The sequence below is a fragment of the Pseudomonas sp. Sample_24 genome, assembly GCF_004307605.1.
Taxonomy (GTDB): Bacteria; Pseudomonadota; Gammaproteobacteria; order Pseudomonadales; family Pseudomonadaceae; genus Aquipseudomonas.
In genome coordinates this window covers 1-22,996 of sequence record NZ_RCNW01000245.1, presented here as the reverse complement: position 1 = coordinate 22,996, position 22,996 = coordinate 1, and the positions used below count along the sequence as shown (strand labels likewise).

The 22,996-nt window shown below is 54.9% G+C and carries 20 protein-coding genes; 4 read left to right on the top strand and 16 right to left on the bottom strand.

Annotated elements, in window-relative coordinates; translation table 11 throughout:
- Positions 1–19: 19 nt before the first annotated feature.
- Positions 20–1,543, top strand: a complete 1,524-nt coding sequence (locus tag D8V06_RS13595) for an amidase family protein (RefSeq protein WP_130905155.1) — start codon at positions 20–22, stop codon at positions 1,541–1,543.
- A 4-nt stretch (positions 1,544–1,547) separates the two neighbouring features.
- Here D8V06_RS13595 and D8V06_RS13590 read toward each other — a convergent pair whose 3' ends face one another.
- The 3 genes from D8V06_RS13590 to D8V06_RS13580 form a co-directional block, all read right to left on the bottom strand.
- Complete coding sequence (locus D8V06_RS13590; protein WP_130905154.1) at positions 1,548–1,871, bottom strand: helix-turn-helix transcriptional regulator; 324 nt, start codon at positions 1,869–1,871, stop codon at positions 1,548–1,550.
- A complete protein-coding gene (locus tag D8V06_RS13585; protein ID WP_130905153.1) occupies positions 1,864–2,202 on the bottom strand; it encodes a type II toxin-antitoxin system RelE/ParE family toxin in 339 nt (112 codons plus the stop codon). Before D8V06_RS13585 ends, D8V06_RS13590 begins: the two co-directional genes overlap by 8 nt.
- Before the next feature lie 69 nt (positions 2,203–2,271).
- A complete protein-coding gene (locus D8V06_RS13580; RefSeq protein WP_130905152.1) occupies positions 2,272–2,589 on the bottom strand; it encodes a helix-turn-helix transcriptional regulator in 318 nt (105 codons plus the stop codon).
- Positions 2,590–2,791: 202 nt separating this feature from the next.
- Between D8V06_RS13580 and D8V06_RS13575 the strand changes: the two genes are divergently transcribed.
- Positions 2,792–3,442, top strand: a complete 651-nt coding sequence (locus tag D8V06_RS13575) for a hypothetical protein (RefSeq protein ID WP_241667818.1) — start codon at positions 2,792–2,794, stop codon at positions 3,440–3,442.
- 1 nt (position 3,443) lies between these two features.
- On the opposite strand, the gene D8V06_RS13570 is transcribed toward D8V06_RS13575, so the two are convergent.
- From D8V06_RS13570 to D8V06_RS13560, 3 genes are all read right to left on the bottom strand, one after another.
- Positions 3,444–4,409: a hypothetical protein gene (locus tag D8V06_RS13570; RefSeq protein ID WP_130931122.1), complete on the bottom strand. Its 966-nt coding sequence runs from the start codon at positions 4,407–4,409 to the stop codon at positions 3,444–3,446.
- Positions 4,410–4,587: 178 nt separating this feature from the next.
- The gene (locus D8V06_RS13565; protein ID WP_130931121.1) at positions 4,588–4,815 is read right to left on the bottom strand and encodes a hypothetical protein; all 228 of its coding nucleotides are present in this window, start codon (positions 4,813–4,815) and stop codon (positions 4,588–4,590) included.
- Positions 4,812–6,002, bottom strand: coding sequence for a colicin E3/pyocin S6 family cytotoxin (locus D8V06_RS13560; RefSeq protein WP_130931120.1), 1,191 nt, complete (start codon positions 6,000–6,002; stop codon positions 4,812–4,814). Before D8V06_RS13560 ends, D8V06_RS13565 begins: the two co-directional genes overlap by 4 nt.
- 206 nt (positions 6,003–6,208) lie before the next feature.
- Here D8V06_RS13560 and D8V06_RS13555 point away from each other — a divergent pair, with 206 nt between their 5' ends.
- Positions 6,209–6,454: a type II toxin-antitoxin system prevent-host-death family antitoxin gene (locus D8V06_RS13555; RefSeq protein WP_130931119.1), complete on the top strand. Its 246-nt coding sequence runs from the start codon at positions 6,209–6,211 to the stop codon at positions 6,452–6,454.
- Between the two features lie 114 nt (positions 6,455–6,568).
- Here the strand turns inward: D8V06_RS13555 and D8V06_RS13550 are convergent, their stop codons facing one another.
- The 10 genes from D8V06_RS13550 to D8V06_RS13505 form a co-directional block, all read right to left on the bottom strand.
- The gene (locus tag D8V06_RS13550; protein WP_130931118.1) at positions 6,569–7,078 is read right to left on the bottom strand and encodes a Bro-N domain-containing protein; all 510 of its coding nucleotides are present in this window, start codon (positions 7,076–7,078) and stop codon (positions 6,569–6,571) included.
- 390 nt (positions 7,079–7,468) lie between these two features.
- Positions 7,469–7,888: a very short patch repair endonuclease gene (locus D8V06_RS13545; RefSeq protein ID WP_130931117.1), complete on the bottom strand. Its 420-nt coding sequence runs from the start codon at positions 7,886–7,888 to the stop codon at positions 7,469–7,471.
- A 292-nt stretch (positions 7,889–8,180) separates the two neighbouring features.
- Positions 8,181–9,986 (bottom strand): AIPR family protein, encoded by a 1,806-nt coding sequence (locus D8V06_RS13540; protein WP_130931116.1) that lies wholly within the window; start codon positions 9,984–9,986, stop codon positions 8,181–8,183.
- Between the two features lies 1 nt (position 9,987).
- Positions 9,988–10,992 carry a PD-(D/E)XK motif protein gene (locus D8V06_RS13535; protein WP_130931115.1) on the bottom strand — a complete coding sequence of 335 codons (1,005 nt, stop codon included), beginning with the start codon at positions 10,990–10,992 and terminating at the stop codon, positions 9,988–9,990.
- Entirely contained in the window at positions 10,976–13,843 is a 2,868-nt protein-coding gene (locus D8V06_RS13530; RefSeq protein WP_130931114.1) for a Z1 domain-containing protein, read from the bottom strand. Before D8V06_RS13530 ends, D8V06_RS13535 begins: the two co-directional genes overlap by 17 nt.
- Entirely contained in the window at positions 13,840–15,306 is a 1,467-nt protein-coding gene (locus tag D8V06_RS13525; RefSeq protein ID WP_206663185.1) for an ATP-binding protein, read from the bottom strand. Before D8V06_RS13525 ends, D8V06_RS13530 begins: the two co-directional genes overlap by 4 nt.
- Before the next feature lie 37 nt (positions 15,307–15,343).
- Positions 15,344–17,536: a sigma-70 family RNA polymerase sigma factor gene (locus D8V06_RS13520; protein ID WP_241667817.1), complete on the bottom strand. Its 2,193-nt coding sequence runs from the start codon at positions 17,534–17,536 to the stop codon at positions 15,344–15,346.
- A gap of 800 nt (positions 17,537–18,336) precedes the next feature.
- Positions 18,337–19,923, bottom strand: coding sequence for a DNA cytosine methyltransferase (locus D8V06_RS13515; RefSeq protein ID WP_130931111.1), 1,587 nt, complete (start codon positions 19,921–19,923; stop codon positions 18,337–18,339).
- A 408-nt stretch (positions 19,924–20,331) separates the two neighbouring features.
- Positions 20,332–21,579: a ribonucleotide-diphosphate reductase subunit beta gene (locus D8V06_RS13510; protein ID WP_007992761.1), complete on the bottom strand. Its 1,248-nt coding sequence runs from the start codon at positions 21,577–21,579 to the stop codon at positions 20,332–20,334.
- Positions 21,580–22,125: 546 nt separating this feature from the next.
- Complete coding sequence (locus D8V06_RS13505; RefSeq protein ID WP_056852566.1) at positions 22,126–22,389, bottom strand: DUF2790 domain-containing protein; 264 nt, start codon at positions 22,387–22,389, stop codon at positions 22,126–22,128.
- 495 nt (positions 22,390–22,884) lie between these two features.
- On the opposite strand from D8V06_RS13505, the gene D8V06_RS30845 reads away from it, so the two are divergent.
- Positions 22,885–22,996, top strand: a 112-nt coding sequence (locus tag D8V06_RS30845; protein ID WP_241667819.1) for a hypothetical protein, incomplete at its 3' end; no start/stop codon positions are given.

The window sequence follows — 22,996 nt, the reverse complement described above, 5'->3', positions numbered from 1 at the left end:
TCAGTCAGAGGATTTGTACATGGATGTATCTTTTAATGGCCGCATGACGCGGCTAGCCAGTATTGTCGTGTTATCGATGGCAGCCAGCGCAGCCTATGCGCATAACCTGATATCCGAAACCAGGCTGGAATATTTAGGTGTCGATGAGCTCAACCAGAGGATGGAGCGTGGTCAACTGAGCTCCGTGATGCTGGTCAGGCACTTATTGCAACGGATCGAAAGGCTGGACAAGCAGGGGCCGGCAATCAACGCGATCATCGAACTGAACCCCGACGCACTGGACATTGCACAAGTCCTCGATAAGGAACGCCAAAGTGGGCATGTTCGCGGTCCATTGCATGGCATTCCTGTGCTGCTCAAAGACAACATCGATACCTCCGATTCAATGCAGACCAGCGCCGGTTCATTGGCTCTGGTTGGGCAACCTGCAGCGCAGGACGCCTTTATCGTGCAGCGTCTGAGGGATGCCGGAGCGGTCATTCTCGCAAAGACCAACCTTAGCGAATGGGCTAACTTCCGCGATCCGGCCGTTCCCGATGGCTGGAGCGGGCGAGGTGGGCAAACCAGAAATCCCCACGTGTTAAGCGTAACGCCATGCGGCTCTAGCGCCGGTTCGGGCGCAGCGCTCGCGGCGGGTTTCGCGCCGCTGACGGTTGGAACGGAGACGATCGGTTCGATCATCTGTCCTGCATCACTCAATGGCGTGGTCGGTATCAAACCCACGGTGGGCTTGCTCAGTCGCAGTGGCATGGTTCCCGTGACCTACAAACTCGATACGCCGGGGCCGATGGCTCGCACAGTTCGTGATGCTGCATTGTTGTTGAACGCCATGCGTGGCAGCGATCCAACTGACCCGATCAACAAGCCATCTGTCATTGATGCAACGGATTACACCGCTTTACTGCGCACTGATGCACTGGCGGGACGCCGTATCGGCTTTCCATTGAAGTTCGGCACCAGCGCCGAGGGGCTTGAAAGCGATCCGCAATTTTCCAGGGCTCTGGAAGTGATGCAGGCTGCCGGCGCCATCCTGATTCCCGTGGAACTTACCGATCCGTTATCGGAGCAGGTAGATGAGGCGCTATGGATGGGTATCAAGCGTGATTTGCCGAGGTATCTGGCAACACGTACCGCAATGTCTGCTCCCACGCTGGACGCAATCGTGCGCTTTAACGAGGCCACGCCAGGTGATCCGGCTTACGGGCAAAGCGTCCTGAGCGCGGCCAACAGCATCGATTTCGATGAGCGCACTTACAATGCGCTATGGCAAAAAATCCGCCATGAAAACGCTTCTGTCATCGACGACTTGCTGAACACCCATCAACTCGACGCCTTGGTGCTGGATGTCGGCTCCCCCGGTTTGAATGTCATCCCGTTGGCAGGCTACCCCGGCATCATGATGCCGTCGGGAGTGGACGCAGACGGCGTACCGACCTCGGTGTTCTTCTACGGCGCTCCATGGAGTGAAGCCAAGCTTCTGGCACTGGCTTACGGCTATGAACAAGCCGCACACGCGCGGCAGACCCCTGCTTTCAAACCGTAGACATTCACTCGGCAAAGACCACCTCAAGCCGGCCCTCTCTTCGCGATCGGGGGGCCGACTTGACGACGATTTGTACATCGCGGCCGAGCAACAACAAACACTCCATCATCTTGGATTCGCTGATCCCGCGAAACTTGCCTCGCAGCATTTCAGAAAGCTTGGGTTGTGAAAGCCCCAGAATTTCTGAAGCCTGAATCTGGGTCAAATGGCGAGCCTTGATGATTTCCCCAATTTTTGCCGCCAACTGCGACTTGACTCGCATTTCATTGGAGTGGGGTATACCAAGGTCTTCGTAAACGTTGCCGCTGCTCTCTTCGATTTCAATCATTTTCCAATCCTTTCGCGTGATCCTGAGCTGCTTGTAGCCTTTTTCTGATCAAGTCGATATCGCACTGCGCAGTTTTAATGCCTGAAACCGACTTTTTCTGAAAACAGTGCAGAACGTAGATAGCGCTCCTGAAGCGAACGGTATAAACGGCGCGGTAAGTGTTCGTATCGAAGTCCTCAATCAACTCAAGGACCCCGGCACCTCCAAAGCTCTTGAGATGCTTGGCGTCTGGATGCCTCTTGCCGTTTTGCGCTAAATCGAGAGCGTGACCAAAAACATCCTGTAAATCTGCGGGTAACTGCTTGAGGTCCTTTTTGCTGCTGTAACCCACAGGAGTGGCTTCCTTGTACTCATGCGAAAATATACCTATATGGGAATAAACGTCAATCGTTGCCTTTACTCACTCCACCATTGCAAAATCCGCTCGCCCAACCGGATTCGGCGTAGACCCTCTCAGATTCATCCCACGCCCTGGTGCAAAACCGGGGAAAAACACCAAACCTTCCGATTCAAACCGGTAAGCCAAGGCCAACCGAGTGACATCCAGCACGTCCTGTTGCGCTTCGAAGCGCTGTATGGCTTCGACAGAAACCGACGCTTCCCGCGACAACTCTTCCACGCTCCAGCCCAGCATTGCTCGGGCCTGGGCGCAGTGGGTCGGGGTGAATTGGAAAAGGGCGATACGTTCCAGGGTGATTTTCATCGCTTGAGAGGCCATGGGTATTCTCCGGGCTCGAGAGTGTTGATCCAAAATGTACTGTGTTTTTGTACAGTTGTTTTGAGCCCGAATCAAATCGAATTTTCAGTTCACACGCTTCCACCTGACAGGTGGCAAGCGTCAGCGTGGCGAACAAACCACAGGTTGCTCATCGGCGCTGATCTTCAACTGCGCCGAAGCAGCCAGCAATTTCTTCAGCCGCGTGCACAAGGGTAAAAAAATTACCCCGCTGGCTAAACCTCCGTCGCCCGTTATTGAAGACGATGGGAGCGATGAGCTTGCCGAACAGTGGCTGGTTCATGCGACCACCGTGCAACGCAAACACGTGCTGTATGTCATCCATGTGCAGACCCGTTATTGCATGATTTTCGCCGACGTGAAAAAGGCGGATGTCGACGGGTTCCTTCGGCGTTTCGTCGATCCTTGGATAGAGGGCCTGATCCGTCATGCCGGGCAACATGACATGCTTCGCTGGGTTGACGCCGAGCAGATGATGGAGGGTTTCGAGGAGAGTTGCCGCGATTACGCGTTTTACAAACGCGGCCATCGAGGTGCGCAAAAGCATATCAATGAGATCGCCTGGGTTTTCGAGGATTGCGCCGCCGAATGGGGGACTTTGCCCACTGACGAGTTTTCTGCCGGACGCTTCGATGGCGATATGAACGACACGCCTCGAGGGAGCAAAGAGCACAAGGACTATTACTACCCGGATGAGGAAATGATGGCTCACTGGTTGCGCCGGTACGCTGGCCTTGATGAGCCCAGCGTTCAAGCCGCACTTGAACGGCGCATGGAAGTGAAACGGGAAATCTGGGAATTTGAGCGGCAACAGGCGCATGACGCTCAGTATTGAATTACTGTCCGGTCAACCCCGGCGCCTCCCGCACTAGAAAGTGATCCAGATTTTCGATGCTGGCGCTGAACACCCCGAACGTCTGCTCGGGGTTTTTCTTGCTCGGTACCTGCTTCAACTCCGGCGTCACGCCATAAAAGAAGCAATACAACTCACGCCCGCTATCGATGGCGTGCTTGATCTCCTCCAGGAACGCCTTGCGCTTGCGGTAGGTGTCAATGAGCTTCTTGCTCAGGTAAACATTGACCGAGTAAGGCTTCTTCTCGAACCAGACCTTCTTCTCGAAATCGATGCGAAAGCTCTGGGTGTAGTCCTTGATCTGCTTGACCTTGCCCCAGTAAATCAGCCCTTTGTTGTCTTGCAGGTATTCGATTTTCTTGAAGAACGAAGCGTAGGGCGCGGTATGTTCGCCAATCTTCAGCGGCATGCGCTTGAGCAAATCCTTGTCGTCGAAGTTCGATACGAAACATTCCACCGGGTGGGCGAAAACGCTGGTCTTGTCCGGGGCCGAGTCGCGGCTCGGCTGCTCGACGCCAGCGACGGCCGAAGACGTTGAAGGCTCATCAGGCTGAGTACCGGCGGACGCCGCAGCACTGGACGACTTACGCACATACGCACGCCGGGTCAGTAACAATTCAGACGGGAAATTTTCCTCTCGACTGTCATCCGTTTCCGCCTCTTCCACACCCAACGCCGGCGTTTTCAGACTCACATAAGGACAACCCTCGACATGCCGCGTGCTCGGCAAATTCTTGAAGTGCGGCGTGCGTACATAATTCACGTTCTTGGCGTTGAACGTGCCCAACTCGTTCGCTACATCGAAGGCGAGGCGGCAAGCATTGTTGGGGCATTGGAAATGCTCCTTCGCGGAATCGAAGGCCATGGTTTCGTCGAAATTCAGATCGCGCACGTCATAGATCGACAGCTTCTCGTCGAGGCTGAGGCAGTAGGCGAGGTCGAATTTCATGGGGCTTGGATCCGTGGAAGCAGGGTGACGTATTAATAGCGGGAGGCGGGGCGTGTTGCACTCATTGTTTTCAACGCCTTGCATATCCCGCCTCTCACCGAAGCTGTAATACAGTCAGCTCGCGATTCGCAAGGTCCACGTAACCAAACCCCTCGCCACAGGCTTTCTTCGGTTCTCATCAACTATCGCTACTCGTCAAAAAAAGGGTCAGGTTGTGTGGGAGTGATAGGGAGCAGAGTTTTTCGATTTCGCTGATCTGTACCTTTGTTAGTTTGTAGTCGCACACATAATCCTCTTTATTTTTCCAGCCCATCAACGCAGCGAGCTCGCTGGTGAGAATTGGAAGTGTTTTTTCATATGACGCGAAATCATCCCCATCGCGTACCCCCATGACTGTGTGCTTCAAGGTTCTATCCTCCGTGTCGGGTTTGCAGGTTTTGTCTGAATTCCTGAATTGTGGTTGAACTCACCTAAGTGTTTCCCACGTTTGTTGTATTTCTCTATTGCGCCATGCTGAAAGTCCCATTCGTAGATCGTACCGGAACTATCCTTCCAGCGAGGACGCAGACCTCCTCCCTTCATACGTGTTTTAGGTGGTGCCCATTTCGCATCCGGGAACGCGGGTAGCTCGTCGGGTTTCGGGTGATAGTCGTGAGAAGTACTGACAACCACATAAACCGGCTTGATCAACGCCCCCACCGGAAACACAAGAATAAAATCCTTGTACTCAGGCGGATAAATCGGATTGACGATGATGCCGTCAGCCTGTTTCGTCGGTGGATAAACCCAGATATGTGGCGCCTGCGGGGCGGCTTCCAGCTTGGGGATGCCGAGAATGTCCGAGCCGTCTTCGGCGGGCGTCCAGATCAGTTCGATGCCTTCCCCAAGATCGGCAACGTACTGGCTACCGCGCAAAGCCACCTGCACGACATCGACCATTTCCCAATCGCGGTTCTTCCCGGTGTAAAAGCCGTAACCCTTGAGGCTGCCGTCATCTTGCTGCTCGATGTTCAGGCGAACCCGCGTGCGGGCCTGTTCGAGAGCGCGCAGTTGGTCTTCGCTGTAGAGAGCGCTGTCGCCGAGAGTGGGTGCCCAGAACAGCGCGACCACACCCGTCAACGCCGCCGTTGTCGCCGTGCCAAGCGCTCCCCCGGCGCCTATGACCGGGGCCATGAGCGCGGGGGCACGAAGTGCCAGTTGACCAATGCCCAGCGCAACCGTCGAGCCGCTGATGGTCTGCAAATCAAGCAGACCGTCGTCATCAACCTCCCTGGCACCCAGCAAGACGATGTCGCCATAGTCTTCTAGGCTGTCAGTCGGCACCATTCCTGAAGGATTGGAGTAGTTGATGACCGCGTCCGGCAACTTGCAGGATTTGGCGAACACGCATCCGACGCGGGGCACTTCATTTTTTATCGGAACCACCCCGAGCCGATCTTCGAATGCTTGCTGTCGGGCGAGCATCGCCTCGTAAGCCGAATGCCGGGCCTCGCGCTCGGCCAGTTCGCTGGGCGTCATCAAGCGATAGGTGACGTGATGCCCGTCACCCGATGGCGGGTTTTTAACCTGGGGAATGTCCTTGTTGCCAGCCACTGACTGTCCTTGTGCGTTCGTGCATCGTTGGCCCTAGGGCAGGGCTGCGCGACGTTAGCGAAGCTGGTAGGTCATGGCTGTAGGACAGGTCTCGAATGACCTTAGGAGTTGTCGCTGTTTTTATGGAAAGTGTTGGTACAGAGGTATTGCGGCCTATCGAAAGTCCAGCGCTTCAGCTAGCTTCGCTGACTCTGTGGAGATGCCATATGACTGAACGTATTCAAGTAACCATGCGCGAAGCCAAAGCCCGGCTTTGTGAGCTTGCTGAGCGTGTATGGCATGGGGAAGAGGTTCTGATCTTCAAGAACGGTAAACCGTATCTGAATTTGCTGCCTCATGTCGCCGAACCCCGGGTGCGGAAACCGGGGCGATTGAAAGGGAGCATTCGGGTATCCGCGAATTTTGAGAAGACCTCTAGTGAGATCATTGATGAATTTGAGGGCAGCCGGTGAGGCCTTTGTTGCAGATACTCATTCCAACCCCGCCGCAGATCCTGTGGGAGCACTCGCGATAAAACGAAATCCGCTACCGGAATTCAAGCAGCGGATTTTGACGCAGCAGGGAGATCAGAACCCTCGCAACACGCGAGACGCCTTACGCCACCAGGACTCCTGCCGATTGAACGGATCATCCGCCAGCACACACGGCATATCCCGCAACCGAATCCATGGTTCATCCTGCCAATGCAGCATACAGAGCGACATCTTCGGCCAATCAAGCACACTCAGCGTAGGACGCTCGACTAACCGCGACGGCCTTGCGTCTCGCAAGGCCGGCACCACCTGATGAGTCAGCCACTCCCGCAGCAATCGATTCTCAGGGCAGTAGTGATAAATCAACAACGCATACGCACCAGACTCGCTCACCATCAGACGCTCCTTGGAGGCGCCGTAAACGTCGACGAGCATCATTTGTCTCTGATCCGTGTCGAGCTTGCGCGTCATGCGCTCATCAAGATGTTTACCCATCAGTCGCCCGAGGTCATTTGCGCAGAACCACGCCTGATTCTCCAAAAGCAGGGCATGCAGGTGAACGTTGTGACGGGTGAAAAGGGTCGGTTTGAGTGACTCAGACATGGCGTGCCTCCTGGATCGGAAGCGCATGATTGGATCTGTGGGTACGGCGATTCACCTTCATCGTGAAGGTCGGATAGTCAGGCATTTCCTTTACCTCTGGCTGCTTTCTTAGGGCATTCGTTAAGGGTGTCGGGAGCTAAGAAACCCACCAGAGACGGGCCGGACATATTCCCCTTTCGGGTCTTGTATTCGCCCACTCCCGACATAACGGGAATTTTTCGCAGGCGTAGAGAAACCGCAGACGAAAAAAAGCCGCATGACTGTCGGGTGCGGAGGGCCGCTCTGGTTTAAGGCGTTTCTTAGGCGCCGAAACGAAAGCCTAGAGGCTCAACGCCGCAGGGTCAACCTTTCAAAATCGGACATGATTACTCAATCGATAATATCTAGAGCCTAAGCACGCAAACCGAATATCTTCCGGATTTCATTGCGTAGGAACTCTCTGTTTTTGGTGTGGCATTCCCAAATGATCGCCACTCTCCATCCCAGCGTGTGTAGCGCCTGCTGTGCATCAGCATCTCGCTCCACGTTCTTCGCCAGTTTTGGCTGCCAAAAGTCCAGCCTGCTTTTGGGCGTGTACGCATATTTGCAGTCAGGATGTCTGTGCCAAAAGCAGCCATGTACGAATATACATAGTCGGTGTTTGGGGAACACCAAGTCAGGTTTTCCCGGCAGATCTTTCCTATATAGACGATAGCGAAGCCCCATTTCATGGCACACCGATCGAACGACCATTTCAGGCCGCGTGTTCTTGCCTTTGATCATCGACATGATCTTGGAACGGTGTTCTGGGGAAACTATGTCTGCACTCAATGCATACGTCCTAGCTAGTCAATCAACTCGACTTTTTCGGTACTGTCTCACTCAATTTTAGCTTTTTCTTTGCCGAAGCTCGTTCGTACCACTCTCCGACGCGAACTGGATCACTGTGTGCAATTTGACCAAGTGATGTTCCAGAGCACTGCCACAGGGCACCAGGTTTGAACCAGAAATACGCTGGTTGCTGAGACTCTACAGGTCTGCAAACAGCGGTATATCTCAGGGCCTGACTATCCGTAGCTTGGCTCCGAGAAGAAGTCAGCTGCTTTTTTGGTGGTGTTAGAACTTATTGATAGCGTAATTCGATTATTCCGTTCGCAGGGGGGGAGAAATCAGCCAGTCTGACTTTTGTCCAAGTATCCACTCGCTTAGCCACTTCCGAAATTTGCTGGCCAGGAGCAACCCTATTGAACTCGGCGTTCACGACCACGGCCCAGTCCCAAAGCAGTTCGCGCAGACCGCCGGAAATCCCTTGCCTCATCCAGATCTGATCGAAGTCGAGTCTGTCGCCAAGTCTGTCCGCCACTACGGACACGACATAGGTGGCGATGTTCACCCATCCTTGGCGGAAGACCTCCTTTGCCTCCTTAGTCTTGATCATGCTCTCGATCGCCTTGAAGAGAATAACCTTGGCAATCATTGCACGATACCAAGGAACATCGAGTGGGTTGGGAACTACTCCCGGAACCTTGTCTAGCTCTTCCATGAACAAGACGAAATTCTTCTCTCCACCCCTTGCCACAACATCCGGCTTGCCGCGCCACGCTTCGTGATACTTTGCGATGTCGTTCTTGGTCAGCTTGCGCTTCGGAGGAACCGTCTCCTGCAGCTTTCGACGCTTTGCTGGGGTATTGCCGTCTCTCAGTAGCATGACATTGTAGGCACCTGCGGCTCGTTCGTAGAACCACCGCGTGGCACCATCAGGGCACCAAGTCTCGTTTGCTAGCTTCTCAAGCTGAACATGGAACGGCCTGTTCGCGGACAGGTCGGACATCTTCACAGCGTTCTGGCTGTTCGCATAGCGCGAGACGTTGCAGATCAGTCGCTCGCGCGCTTCATCTTGCGATCCCTTGAGGATGATAATTTTTGCCGGGACCATGACGTGGCTCAGGTCGATGGACCTATCATCGCGCGATGCGAAGTAGATGGACGAGGTCGTCTGTCCACCATTGACGATCTGGAGTCCCTTCAGGAAAGAGAGCCCCAGATTACCGTCATCGGCGCGCTCGAATGCCGCTTCGTCACAGACAAGGACGAGGCCGTTGTTGAAGGCAAGAAAGTGCTCCGGCTCCTTGCGGAGTGTTTCGACAATACCTTTGTTCACAGCCTTCTTGTTGCCAAGGAAAGTTCGCACGTTGGCTTCCAGCAACCGAGATCCGAAGCGTAAGTAAAGGTCACGAATGAGCTGGCCCGGAATTGCAGTCAGCGCATACTCGTAGTCGGCGTCCGGATCAGGGACATGGACGCAGGGAAGTGGTCGCCCGATTGACTGGACGAAGCTTAGAGCCAGCTCGTCGCGAGGTTTTCCATCGGTGTGACGGAACAGCCTTTCCATGTCCATGGACTCGACGGCCACCATCTTGTCATGGACCTCCTTGTTGGAAAATCGCTTAGTCTTAGTCTTGCCGTCGGTGATAACGAACACCCGAAGTCGGTCAATATCACTCCAGCGGGATCGAATGGTCGCGACTAGGTCTCGGATCGAATGGGTTGGATCAATTTTTGCGTCGAGGTTTCCGCTCGCCGCGCGAAACAGAAAGCGAACTCCTTCACTGGCGGTGGCTGTTGCATCCGAGTCTGCAAGATCTTGAAGTTGCTCAGATCCAAAGTAATGGCTGACAAACAGGTCGAGGGCAGTTTCATCAGCGCTGAGGGCATAGCCACTGATACGCAGCTTCGCGTTGCCAACCTTTCCGTTCCAGTGGCAGACCACGGACTCTTCGCAAATCCCTGTCTCAGCAAGATGCTCCATGACCTTTTCAGCAAAGACGAGCTCCTCCGAAGGGAATGGCCCTTCACCTGCCTGGACTCGCTCTGCAATTGTCGTATGCAGGTCGGAGCGGAAGTTGCGGTGAAATTCTTCGAGGCTCATTTCAATCCAGTCCAAATTCGTTAATCAGCTCCGAGAGTCCGATGGTGGGGACTTCGAGGGCGTCAAGGTCGAGCACGTAGGCCGCCGAGCGGATGGCCGCTGGCAGCGCGGCACGAGTGAGGCGCGGCATGTCACCTTCTGCGTGGATCGCTCTCGCGTCCTTCAATGTCAGCGTGCGGCCATAGAGCGCTGCATGCTCGTCGAGGTATCCCATCACCATGAGCAACGCCTCGAATCCGCGTTGCACTCCGGCCAGTTCGAACCTTTCGCGGAGTTCGGACACGAGACCGGCGAGCGAGGCCCCATCAGTGTTTTCTTCAAAGCGAAAGGCGCAGAGGAAGATGGGTGCCCTGTCACCATCCAGCTGCTCGATGCTGTTAATCCGAGCAAGGAAACTGCCGGTTTGAACAGTGCTCTTTACCTCTATTGCGCCACCCCGAACATGAAAGTCCTGCGCCGCCCGCAAAGGTCCCTGCCAGCAGTTGAGAGCACCCGCTCCGAGGGGAGTGTCCGCGAGCAGATTGAGCAACCACAGTTCGCCGAACAAGCCAATTTGCGCATCAGACGATAGTGGGCGGTGCGTTCGAGCCATAAATGCCTGCCACTCCCTGACCCGTTCAAGGAAGGCATCCATCACATCGCGGCTCGCGTTCTCGGCTGCAGCCTCCAGCGTCCTCAAGATATCAACAACTATAATGGCGAAGATATCCGGTGACCCTTCAGGCCGTCTCACGAGAGCGATGGCCGTCTTTCCGGCAAACACAAGCTGACCTTCTATGTTGGATACGTCGAACCCCTTGCCTTCGGGCAGCCGTGCCGGATTGACCGACCATGATCCGGGAAAGGAGACGATCAGCGCTTCACGACCTAAGGGAAAGTGACATCCCGCCTCGACCGAGAGAACGCCAATTCCCGCGAGGTGGACAAATCGCCAGTCTTCCCCTGCTTCCTGGCGCGCGAGCGCTCGCCACGCACGTGCGAGTCCCTCTTCAGTCCACCCACTCATTGAGACCTCCCCACAGTACGCTGTTGGCGATATACCTCGAATTTGAAACCCTTCTCTCGGAAGTGCTTGACGGAAAACTGATTGACCAAGCGACGACGGGATCGGCATTCTTCAGCTCATCGACGCCAGCACCCTCTGGATCCAGCAAATAGAGCATCAGCAAGCCGCGTTCCCGGCGAGGCGGGATGCCAGCTTCGGCGACGCCTTCTCCGAGAACCCGACGGATCTGGGGTCCTCTTGGTTCTGACGGAGGCTCCTTGCCTTCGTTGCGATCAGTGTCATTGCGCCAGGCTTTCTGGCTGAGCTCCAGCGCAGCTTTCCATTCCGCTTCCGTCAGATCAATGGCCTGATCTCGAGGCGATATCAGGGTCTTAATCGAGTATCGATCCTCATGTGCGGTCGTTCGCTTCCGCTGCAGCATGTTGACCGAACAACCACCTACCGTACGGTCTTTGTCGTCGGGGCCGCTGTCCTTTCCGATCAGCGCGACCGTCCAGCTCGTGAGCTCACGCCCCTTGTTCATCTCCTCGATGAAGTCAGCGATCAACGGACTCATAATCCGGAAGCTAGCCGGGTGCGTTCTATAGTCCCGAAGGAACGAGATTATGCTCAGAGCTGGCACATCGCGCCAAAGGTGACCGTTCCAATTCTGGCCATCCGGCACGAAGATCTGGTGGTTCAGGTCCTTTGATGGGCCGAGTTCGGCGATGAAGCGATTAGTAGCCTTGAAGTTCGCAGTGATGTCGTCCTTGCGATTGGGAAACACGATGGTCTGCAGCAGATCGCCGGAGTATGTCAACTGCATCGCGCGAGCGTTCCTCATCTTGGCCCGCGACGTCACCGTGAGTACAGAGTGCGATTTCACGCGCAACCCGAACTGTTTGGGCGTAGCTCCGGCCGCAAACATGTTGTCGAACTCTTGGCGCAACTCTTCGGCGGCATCCGCGATGTGGCCGAACCACTCCACCATTTCCTGCGACGTATAGAGGCGGCAGACATCGAGGTAACCGTCGCGGTAGCCAAACCAGCGCCCCATCTGCATGAGCGTGTCGTACATGCGTGCAGTTCGCAGGAAGTAACTCGTGCAGAGACCTTCGAGCGTTAGACCGCGGGCAAGCTTGTCACCGCCGATGGCAATCACCTTGAGGCCGGTGACATCGTTCTCAGCATAATCGAGCGCGTCCTTGGCACTGCCGTTGATCTCGCGCACGCGTATGTCGGACAGCACATTGGGGAGGACGGCACGAATGTCCGCCCACGAGAAGTCCTCCAACGCTTCGCCTTCGACGAGCGCAGAGCGGATCCCCTGCATGCTTGGTAGGAAAGTCTCTTCATATTCCTTGCGCATGAACGCCTCGAGCTCCGCAAGCTCGATGCCGCGGGTATAGCGGCCCTTCAGATCCCGCACGTACGTCGCAACTTGGTTAACGACGGCATTCTGTACCGAAGTGAAGCGGGTAACGTGGATGAGCATCGAGGAATGCTTGCTGCCCTGTCCTCGCAGCTTCCTCACGGAACAGGCATAGACAAAGGAACGAATCGCCTCGGCGAGTGAATCTGGCACACGGTCCTCTCCCTGCCATCGCGGTCGGTATCCGTTCTTGTGCCGTGGCGGCATCCAAGTCTGGAACTCGTTGTCCGACAGGGGGCGCACCATGGGTAGGTCTTCAGGCGCGCTGGAAGCCGATCCGAAGACACGGCCAGGCCCGACGTAGTTAGATGGTGCCGCAAGACTGGTGATGAAGGCTGCTGGGAATAGGTCTGGTCCGTGCTCCTGTGTCTCCCCGCGGTCATGAATGAAGATGTTTGCGAAGGGCGTCGCCGTATAGCCGACATAAGCCTTCCTCGAGAAGTGGTGGAGGATCGAGCGGATCAACCTGTTGATGGTCTTGGGTTTATGTTCGAGATCCGGGACGCCGAACTCATCCACGATGTCTTCGCCCGTGTCGACCGATCCATGATCGGACTCGTCGTCGATCACTAGGAGAGGCAGGTTGGTGACGAGCTTGCGACCGGTTTCAGGGTCAACGTGGTTGGCGACACGGTTGCGGATCCAGTGCAGCAGGAGCTCAAGTACAGTCTTGTTCTTTTTGACCACGAACAGCCATGGCCGCTGTTCCGGGCTAATGTTCATCCTCGACGCAGCAACCGTGTTGAAGTCGCCATTGTCGTTTCGATTGGTTGCAGCGTTGGGGCGGACAGACAAGTCCTTGTCGATCAATCCCACCCCGACCGCAGGGAGCTCATCAGCGTCAGCGATGGTGGCAAAACCCAAGAACCCCTCGTCGAGGCGGATCTGTGTCTGGGCTCTCAGATTGTTGTGCAGGCCGGCCAGCACGATAATGATCTTGTAACCTGCGTCGGCGGCCTTGCAGATCAATCCGGTGTAGTTGCCGGTCTTTCCCGACTGAACGTGGCCCACGACCATCCCGCGACGATCCCATGCGCCTTCCCGGGTCGGGTCCTCGAGTTGCGACAGAACTTCATCCGTAGCAAGGTCGAGGGCATCGAGGGCCGTCCAAGGGATGCGTGCTTCCATGTATTCGGAGTAACGCTGCCAGTAGGTCCAGTTCCTCTTCCTTTCCGCCTCGAGCCAAACGACATGGTCCTCACCGCTCGAAAGAGTAGCGTTCTTACCCACCGTACGGCTCGATCGGCGGATCAGTTCATCGACGAGTGCGTCGCGATCGACGAGGGCAAAGTCCTCCTCCATCATAATCGCTAGCTTGATCAGCTCCTTTTCGATCATTTCCGGAGTGACAGGGCTCTGAGCGCGCTCTTCGGCGAGGCGGAGCATGTTCTGCGCCATGGATAAGATTGAATCGAAAGCTTTCAGGTTCGAATTCGTCATTGCGTATCTTTCACTCCAAGGGCTGCAACCAGTTCGAGGTGCCGGTCGAATGGGGGCGTGCGACCGAGCCGTTCGCGCGCCTCGGTCGGGTTGAGCCCGCGAAACTTCACCAGCGCTTCGAATATTGAGGACAACGTTTCCATCACTTCATTGTTAGGTGCTCCGGCGAAACCTGTTCTCGGAGTTTGCTTGTCTTCCGCCGTATCAAGCCAGATGCGCTGAACGGGAACAGTCTCCTCGATGAGCCTTAGTAGAGCGAGGATATCGGGCTTGAGCGCACCGGCGCGATTCAGGATCGAGGCGACTAGGTCATGGTCACGCGCGATTCGGTAGGATGTCCCTTGTGCCGAGCGGCGCACCTGCCAGGCCTCTGCTACGGAGTTCGACCGCGCGCCAGACACCTGCGCAATGTGCCCCCTGTGGGCAAAAACCCGCCTCGCTGTGTCGCGGGTTTCCGATGCCAGGCGGTTAAGTTGAGATCGCAGTCGTACCGGCGGGCTGGCCGCCGACTTCAGGACATTGATCTTCCAATCGGCGTCTGCGCTGTTCGGTATGTCGAGGCGAATGCGGGCAAGCCTGTGGGCTTCATCGCGTGGCCATGACTTGCCTCCATCGCCGAGGCCAAGCCAGCCCCCGGCGAGAAGGAGACGCTTGTTGCGGTAGACGTAGAAGCCCTCCTGCTGCGTCCATCCTCCGGGCCCGGCTGCGGCTTCCTGTTCGGTGGGCTTTAGCATGTCGCGATGAGGAAGGACGTGGCATTGAACCGACACACCTGTGGTATGGAGAATGCGATACTCAGGGCTTTCTAACGCCTTGCCTGGATGTCCCATCAGGTACGGGTCCCACGGCTTAACCTCTCTGCCGTTCAGAAGGAGGCGAAACGTTGGTTGATAGCCGTCGAGGAGACGATGAAAGGTCATCGCAAGATGCGCTTCAACGCGATCCGCGAGCTCGATCATGTCTGTGGCACAGAATCCATCGGTCACGATGCGGTCGAGCTTCTCCCAGAGGACAACTGTGCCGTGTTCCATCTGTTCGAGTGGCGAAAACAGCTGCTCCGATCCTGAAGCGGGTCCTTCGAAGATCGGCCATTCGGGGCCTGACTCCTGACCGATGAGATCTAGGTCCCAGCGCAGGCACACGACAGGTCCACCGTTCTGCCGACTGGCGACGGTCAGTCGCCGCGCCTGCGAGAAACTCGCGGTCTTCAGTCCCAGCCCGAAGCGCCCGAGATCACTGGCAGCGCGTTCAGCCCTCGGATCGCGCGCACCGAACCGCATACCGGCTTCCAGACTGGCATCGTCCATTCCGTCGCCATTATCAACGATCCTTACCCAGCTCTCCGGACCGGCCCATTCGAGATGAACGGCGACCTCGCTCGAATTCGCCGCGATGGAATTGTCGACGAGATCGGCAAGTGCAGTAGGTAGCGAGTAGCCGAGCCCGCGAAGTGACTCGAGCATCGAACCAGCATAAGGAGGTGCATTTCTAACTCCCATGCTATTCAATCCCCATTAATTCTTTCAAGCGGGCCTTGCGTGCTGGAAGTGAAAGACGTTCAAGCGCCTTAGTTTCGATCTGTCGAATGCGTTCGCGTGTCAAATCGTAGTGCTTGCCAATTTCTTCGAGGGTCATTTCTTCGTCGCATCCTATTCCGAAGCGCATTTTAATCACAGCCGCTTCACGCGAATCCAACTCAGCCAATGCATCCACTACAATCCTCGCTGTTTCTGCATTGTCGAAGATATCTTCATGCTCCTGGGCGGGTAAGAGCTCATCCCAATCCTCGAAGCTTTCGGGATATTCAGCATTACGGGGTATTCTGCGAAACTCTCGCACTTGATCAGTTGTCCACCCTAGCTCAGTGGCAAGTTCATTGTCCGAAACAGCGCTGTCAGAGCGGACGTCGAGCTTGTCTAGAACGCGATCAAACATCGTCAAGTTGTGATACCGATGCGCAGGTACACGGACCGATGCACTTTCATCTGCACGCCATCTCGTTAGCGCCTGTTGCATCCAGAAGGTGCAATAGATAACAAACCTATCCCCACGCGCTGAGTCAAAACGCCTCGTCGATCGCTGTAGCCCCGTGAATACCACTTGGAAAACATCTTCAGGGTCTTCGTCTTTCTCCACGTTCCTTGCCGCAAAACGCCTCGCAAAAGGAAGATGCTCACGGATAAGACGCGCAGTGGCAGCCTCATAGACCGAAATCAGTTTGTCCAGCTGAATGGAGTTCTCGATGCTCCCCATATTTTGCTCTAGGGAGCGAACCAAATCCTTGTGAAACGCCAGAGATATATCGAGCGCATCGAGCGCATCAAGTGCTTCTCTTCGCCGCTTACCTTCCATCTTGCGACCATTGGCCTGCCAAGACTTAAGGGCTTCCACGGCGGCCATGACTTCGGCCGTCTCGGTATGGTTCAAGCGCGAGGGAATGATGCTCCTAAGCGAGACAGAATCGGGAGCTCGGTACCCGTCGCGGATGCTGTCGAAGACATCGACGATCGTTCCGACGGCGGCTTCGGAGGAGAGAATCCCTAGCTGAAGCTCCTGCTTTGCCCTCGCTATTGGCCCCAGAAGCTGCTGTTCGTAGGACTTGTCCATGCTGAATTTTTGCGTCCCTGGCAGCCTCGTTTCACGCGTAAGGGCTGCCTCAATCGCTTCGGCTAGCTCGCCGGACGATATGTCTGCAATGTCCGATCTGGCGCCCCATCGGACAACATCATGCTCGTTAGAATGATCGAAATGATCGAAGCCAGCAGCTTCCAAGTTGCGCTGTACATTAATGCGTAGCTCTTCGAAATCACCATTGCCCTCACAATGCGCGACCAGTTGGTTGACATCATCGACAGAGCACCATCCCTTCTTCAGTGTTTCCTCCGCCCAAGTGATGCATATATCTGGATCAATCGACAGCCGCGTGCCGGTCTGGAGGACTGCGCGTTTAACCGATTTTCGACCGCGGTTACGGACCTTCAGGAAGTCATTTTCTGCGCCTTGATAGGCTGCTACGGCAACGTTGGTACCGATTCCATCACCGGCAATTTGTGCAGTTGAAAGGTCGAGATCCCAATTCACATCCTTGTCATCCAAAACCATGGGTTCCGAACTGACTATCGCAACGAATGACCCCGAAGCCGATTCGCTATTGGATTGGGCGAAGAACTCTTCTGGTTCTATCGCGGACTCGAAACTGAGCAGGTCATCCAGTTCGCTTTTAGTGTTCTCCAGAGTCGCTAGGCTGATGTCGAACATGACTACCTCATCCTGAGTTGCCACTACAGCCGCTTCATTCCTCGCTTCATGGGTAACCTGAAATACTTCTGCTATCGTTGCAGCTTGCGGAATCGACTCTCTTGGCATTGACCAACGTTCTTCAGATACCCTGCACTCATCTACTTGGCCAAAATCGTCTAGAGCCTCTCTTAGTAGAGCAATGCATTCAGGACATCCACCTTTCTCTGCGTAGACCATGACTCCTCTGCCCTTGGAGTCGAGCAACTCTGGGTTTGCTCCAGCAACCAAAAGCAGCCGCACAACGCCCTTCTTCCTTCGAGCGGAAGCAAGCATCAGCAGGGTGGCACCTCCACTGTCTCGGGCATCGAGATTATCTCCCCGCGCAATGTGAAGTTTGATAGCGATCTCTACACCGGCAATCGCCGCCATACGGAGTAAAGGGTTCAGTTTCACCACAGTGTCACCCACATGCCCCATGCGTCTCCATCAAATGGCCTGAGAAATGAGCTTACTGCATGATTTTGTTTTCACGGGCGATTCCTTGTCCATGTTCCAGCTCTCTAAGGCGTGCAAATCATGACCACCCTCAAGGCTGTCATTAAGATGTCCCTATCGACCAGTGAGCAATGTGGATTGAAATCTAACAGAAATCACTTGCATTGATATGTCGCTAAGAGATTTGTAGTGGCAATCTGCTCACAATATCTACTAGTCATAAGCACGTAAAGGAAGAAAGGTGCCGCTGTTGGAACCTACAGTAATAACTGACCATGGCTCACTCGGCTCTTGAGCTAAGGCAAAGCGGGTCACTCGTGGCTTAGCATAATGAAATTAGTGCCTTCGTACCGAGGTTGGGTGCGCGCGCGTTGCGAGCGTGTAGCCCAATTGCTGCGGGTGATCAACGTGAAGCGGGTTTATCAGTGATGAGCGGCCACCGTTGATCTGTAAATGCGGCCAACTCGATATCCCGCTCATCACGAAATAGGGATTATGAACACAAAAAAACTGAGCGGGCGAAGCATCCGGCGTGTCGAGAGGCTATGTTTTCTCTTCCCTTGGCAACTATTTTTGAGATGCGCTACGCCCCCACCATTGCCTAGATAGAAAGGTCAAAACTATGGGTGCAGGGTTACAGGGTTATTAGGTCGCGTATTCATTGGCAGAGGCAGGCAGAAGATTTGGCGTCGTTGCGGGTGCCTGCCCCCGATACTATCTGGCGCTGATTACGTTGCTCAATAGTCTGTCCGATTCGATTAAATGCCAAGTGACGCTTGGCGGTTTTTCCCCGAGCGATAGGAATCGATGATTTCAGCGACAACAGCTGCGATCTTTCTAGCAAGAAGCGGCGGGACTGCGTTTCCGATTTGTGTGTACTGCTGTGTTCTATTTCCCTCGAAGAAGTAATTGTCAGGAAAAGTCTGCAGTCGCGCGGCTTCGCGAACAGTCAAACTACGGCACTGGCTTGGGTCCGGGTGAATGTAGTAATGACCATCTTTAGCTATGTGGGCGACAACTGTGGTAGACGGACCATCTTCCATTTGAACTCTGAAACGGTCACTAAAGGGGACGAAATCGGAAGACACGTTTTCATGAGCTGGCAGGAGTTGGGCAGGGAATTGGTGTATTTTTGGTGAGGTGCCGTTCAACCGTGCGTAGCTTGCTGCAAAAATATACCTATGCAGGTCAGAACGCATATGGCTCCGAGCCTCATGCTGTAGCACCCCATTCAGTCTGGGGTCGAGAAACCACTCACGTTGCTTGGCACTCATTTCTGGAACTACTTTCCAGGGTATGAATCCACTGCCATTAGATTTCAGCCGCTGTGCTTTAACAGCCGCATCCTTCATGGTATCTATTAAATCCCCCCGGCCAGCCACATAAGGCCGTAAAAGCATGGAGCTGGCCTCATCCAATGTTGAGAGCCAGGCCTCGAGGGAATCTCCTCCCCTTGAAATTTTGCTCCGTATTGGAGGGAGTCCTGATAAAGCCTGCCCAACTGTGAAAACCGTTTTGCTGGGTTCCATTACAAGCTTTTGCGGACGCTCCAATAGAGCGGGACAGCTCGAGGCAACGTCAGAGCGAACCCCAAGCAGGATAACCCTGTGTCGAGCCTGAGGAAGACCGTGACGCTCCGCTTGAATGACAAAGTCATGTGGGTCTGGTTTCTCCACATCTTTAGGGACGACTAAGGAGCGGATGTTGTACGAAAGATCGCCACCAGGAGTCGAGAGGTCCTCGAGAATTTGCTGGAAAATGTTCGAGCCGCTGTGCTTCGAGGACAGTATGCCTTTCACGTTCTCCATGACGAAGATCGTCGGTTTGAACTCACGAATAATCCGCAGATACTCTTTGTAGAGAAAGTGCTTCTCGTCGCTTTCAAACTCCTCTTGGCTCTCGCGTGTTCGACGGGCACGTCCTGCTACTGAGTATGCTTGGCACGGCGGGCCGCCAATGAGTACCCATTCATCTGCGCCTGTCAGGGCTTCCCTGATCCAATTGTCGACCTCATCGGGCGAAATTTTACCAAGCTCTGCGAGCTTAGCTTCTTGTGCAGCCTCCACTGCTTCTGCCGGTACGTCCGGATGCTTGAAAAGCTCTTCACGAGTGATTTCACCCCGGACGTATTGGTAGTAAGCCTCCGGTGCTTCGCCTTTTGGAAAAGCGCGAAACAATGCGCGGAGGGATAAAGTCGCGTGAGCGACAGGATCTTTCTCGATCGAGACACGTAGCTGAAACTTACGTACTCCCTTCTCAGGGCCACCGATTGAAGAGAATCCCTCCCCGAGTCCGCCCGGGCCGGCAAAGAGGTCGATGACCGGGATAGAATCCTTATATTTCATTGATTTAGTCGATGCGCCTAAGACGAAAATAAAAAAAGCGCACTGTAGCGCTCAGGTGAGTTGCGGCCCAGAAGTGACACGCCCTATATGCGATAAATGGTAACGGTTCACTAGGTAGCGGGCAAGAAATGAACTTTAAGTAGAGGTGCCGAATGCACCGAATGTAGGTAAGCGGCAAGGCTCCGGCCAAGTTCATTTTGTAGCAAAGGCCTCAACGATCGGGCTGTCAAAACGGTTAGGAGTTTTGAGTGGCCATTGAGGTGGAAGCTGCTGTAAGTGTTGTAGGTATTTTCTGAGCGTGAGGGGGGAATATCCACGACCGAACAAAAAAGCCCCGATCAGATCGGGGCTTTCAGTTTTCGATTTTTCGATGTGACACCATCGTCAAGTCGCGCCGCAACTAGGGAATCAATCCCAGCTCAAAGCCCCACCAGTCTGATACTCAATAACCCGCGTCTCAAAGAAATTCTTCTCTTTCTTCAAGTCCATGATCTCGCTCATCCAAGGGAACGGGTTAGTCGTCCCTGGGTACTCTTCCTTCAAACCGATCTGCGACAGGCGACGGTTGGCGATGAACTTGAGGTAGTCCTCCATCATCGCCGCGTTCATGCCCAGTACGCCGCGAGGCATGGTGTCGCGGGCGTATTCGATTTCCAGTTGGGTGCCTTGCAGGATCATTTGCGAGGCTTCTTCCTTCATTTCGGCGTCCCACAGGTGTGGGTTTTCGATTTTGATCTGGTTGATCACGTCGATGCCGAAGTTCAGGTGCATGGATTCGTCGCGCAGGATGTATTGGAACTGCTCGGCGACGCCGGTCATTTTGTTGCGGCGGCCCATGGAGAGGATCTGGGTGAAGCCGCAATAGAAGAAGATGCCTTCCAGAACGCAGTAGTAGGCGATCAGGTTGCGCAGCAGTTCTTTGTCGGTTTCGACGGTGCCGGTTTCGAACTTCGGATCGGAGATCGAACGGGTGTATTTCAGGCCCCAGGTGGCTTTTTTCGCGACCGATGGGATCTCGTGGTACATGTTGAAGATTTCACCTTCATCCATGGCCAGCGATTCGATGCAGTACTGGTAGGCGTGGGTGTGGATCGCCTCTTCGAAGGCCTGGCGCAGGATGTACTGGCGGCATTCCGGGTTGGTGATCAGGCGGTACACGGCCAGGACCAGGTTGTTGGCAACCAGGGAGTCGGCGGTGGAGAAGAAGCCGAGGTTGCGCATCACGATACGGCGCTCGTCGTCGGTCAGGCCTTCCGGGTTTTTCCAGAGGGCGATGTCGGCGGTCATGTTGACTTCTTGCGGCATCCAGTGGTTTGCGCAGCCGTCGAGGTACTTCTGCCAGGCCCAGTCGTACTTGAAGGGTACGAGTTGGTTGAGGTCGGCGCGGCAGTTGATCATGCGCTTTTCGTCAACGGCGACACGAGCGGAGGCGCCTTCGAGTTCGGCGAGGCCTTCGGCGACGTCGAGGGAATCCAGGGCAGCCTTGGCGCGGGCCACGGCGGCGGAGTCACTGGCGGTCACGGCGCGGGCTTCCAGCGCGGCGGCACCGCCGGCGCTGTCGAGACGGTCCATGTTGGCTTCGGTGGCGTGGCCAGCGTTAGCGCTCTTGACTGCTACTTCCGTGTCTTCTTTGTCGAATTCGTCCCAGCTCAGCATGACGTGTCGTCTCCTGCGTGAGGGCCAGATTGCCCGTGTGAAATGGATGAGTCGGTATTTCACACGGCCGTACTGGCCGCGTTGGATCTAAAGGAATCGTTTTTTGCACTCGCCAAGGCAGGCAATAAAACAGAATTTTGTACGGGGTTCCGAGAGCCTCTGATGGGCGCAATCAGCATCGAATGCTGTTGCGGGGCTTCAGACTGGCTATTGATCCCTGTAAGGGGATATTGCAGGCCCGTTTAAGGCGGCATTATAGGGAAATTTTCACCGGCGTGGTGGGGCGAATCCGCGCATGGAGCGGTCGAGAAGCAGGGTTTTTCGGTCGGAGCGAGGGTTTACAGGGCTTTGGCTGAGATTGGCGATGGCAAAATTTTTTTTGGCAAATTTGAGTTTGCTCAAAAAGTAATCAAAAAAAGGCTTTTTTCACTACATCTTGTGTTTCTGGATGCTTTTCGAGAGTTCCAAACACAACTGAGCCCGACCGAAGCCGGGCTGGAATCGACCTTCAGCAATCGCTGAAATGATCCGATTCGGTGCAGTTACTCAGCCGCTGGAGCAGCCATTGCCCATGACGCTGTAACGCAAGATATGCCGTTGGCCTTTGGAGTCGTCATATTCCATTTTCATCGGGACAACTTCACACACATTGGGGACTTCGCTCATGGAAACAACTTTGGCGATGTCCAGGTGCATCGAGTAAGTGTATTCCTCGATAGCCGGTTGTTGCTGCGCGACATCAGTCTGAACCTCGTCTGCCATGGCGGTTGCGCACAGACTGCTGAGGGCCAGAACCAATAAAGCTTTCATTTAAGTTTTACCTTTCTTGAGGCGAGAGGGGGCACGCAATCTTTTTGGGATTGCGTGTGAATCTTTACAACTTGGGTTTGGGTTAACTGCCTTCGTGGGGGCTGTAACGTGGTTAACTCAGGTTGCCGGGTTGGCGAGGTGGATTTTAGGCGTGGGGGTTTCGTTCATATAGCCGTGCTTTTGATAAACACTTTTGACAGTTTTCGTAACAATCCTTCGAAACCTTTGTGTACGGCTATGCAGGAGCCGGCTTGTTGGCGAAATTGGCGACGCGGTGTGTCAGGCATAGCGTCATCGCTGGCAAGCCAGCTCCCACAGGTTATGGGGAACCTAGCTCGTTTGGAGTAGGACGAATTACCTCTGGCTTGGCAGGCTGAGTCGCTATTCACGACATTTTGTGTGGGCTTGTTACTACCATCGTCGAATGGTTCTATAGGCCCGGCCCGGGCTACAACGGTGCCATACAAAAACAACTATTCCACCGAGGTAAGAAAGATGAGTGCGGCTTCCCTGTATCCCGTTCGTCCCGAGGTTCTGGCCAATACGTTGACCGACGAGGCGACCTACAAGGCCATGTACCAGCAGTCGGTCGTCAACCCGGACGGCT

What these genes read in the sequence shown, in the direction of transcription:
- D8V06_RS13570 (WP_130931122.1), bottom strand. Translation starts at nt 4,409, where the DNA reads ATGAAATTCGACCTCGCCTACTGCCTCAGCCTCGACGAGAAGCTGTCG.
- D8V06_RS13595 (WP_130905155.1), top strand. Translation starts at nt 20, where the DNA reads ATGGATGTATCTTTTAATGGCCGCATGACGCGGCTAGCCAGTATTGTC.
- D8V06_RS13590 (WP_130905154.1), bottom strand. Translation starts at nt 1,871, where the DNA reads ATGATTGAAATCGAAGAGAGCAGCGGCAACGTTTACGAAGACCTTGGT.
- D8V06_RS13535 (WP_130931115.1), bottom strand. Translation starts at nt 10,992, where the DNA reads ATGAGTGGGTGGACTGAAGAGGGACTCGCACGTGCGTGGCGAGCGCTC.
- D8V06_RS13510 (WP_007992761.1), bottom strand. Translation starts at nt 21,579, where the DNA reads ATGCTGAGCTGGGACGAATTCGACAAAGAAGACACGGAAGTAGCAGTC.
- D8V06_RS13530 (WP_130931114.1), bottom strand. Translation starts at nt 13,843, where the DNA reads ATGACGAATTCGAACCTGAAAGCTTTCGATTCAATCTTATCCATGGCG.
- D8V06_RS13515 (WP_130931111.1), bottom strand. Translation starts at nt 19,923, where the DNA reads ATGAAATATAAGGATTCTATCCCGGTCATCGACCTCTTTGCCGGCCCG.
- D8V06_RS13540 (WP_130931116.1), bottom strand. Translation starts at nt 9,986, where the DNA reads ATGAGCCTCGAAGAATTTCACCGCAACTTCCGCTCCGACCTGCATACG.
- D8V06_RS13525 (WP_206663185.1), bottom strand. Translation starts at nt 15,306, where the DNA reads ATGCTCGAGTCACTTCGCGGGCTCGGCTACTCGCTACCTACTGCACTT.
- D8V06_RS13505 (WP_056852566.1), bottom strand. Translation starts at nt 22,389, where the DNA reads ATGAAAGCTTTATTGGTTCTGGCCCTCAGCAGTCTGTGCGCAACCGCC.
- D8V06_RS13580 (WP_130905152.1), bottom strand. Translation starts at nt 2,589, where the DNA reads ATGGCCTCTCAAGCGATGAAAATCACCCTGGAACGTATCGCCCTTTTC.
- D8V06_RS13555 (WP_130931119.1), top strand. Translation starts at nt 6,209, where the DNA reads ATGACTGAACGTATTCAAGTAACCATGCGCGAAGCCAAAGCCCGGCTT.
- D8V06_RS13550 (WP_130931118.1), bottom strand. Translation starts at nt 7,078, where the DNA reads ATGTCTGAGTCACTCAAACCGACCCTTTTCACCCGTCACAACGTTCAC.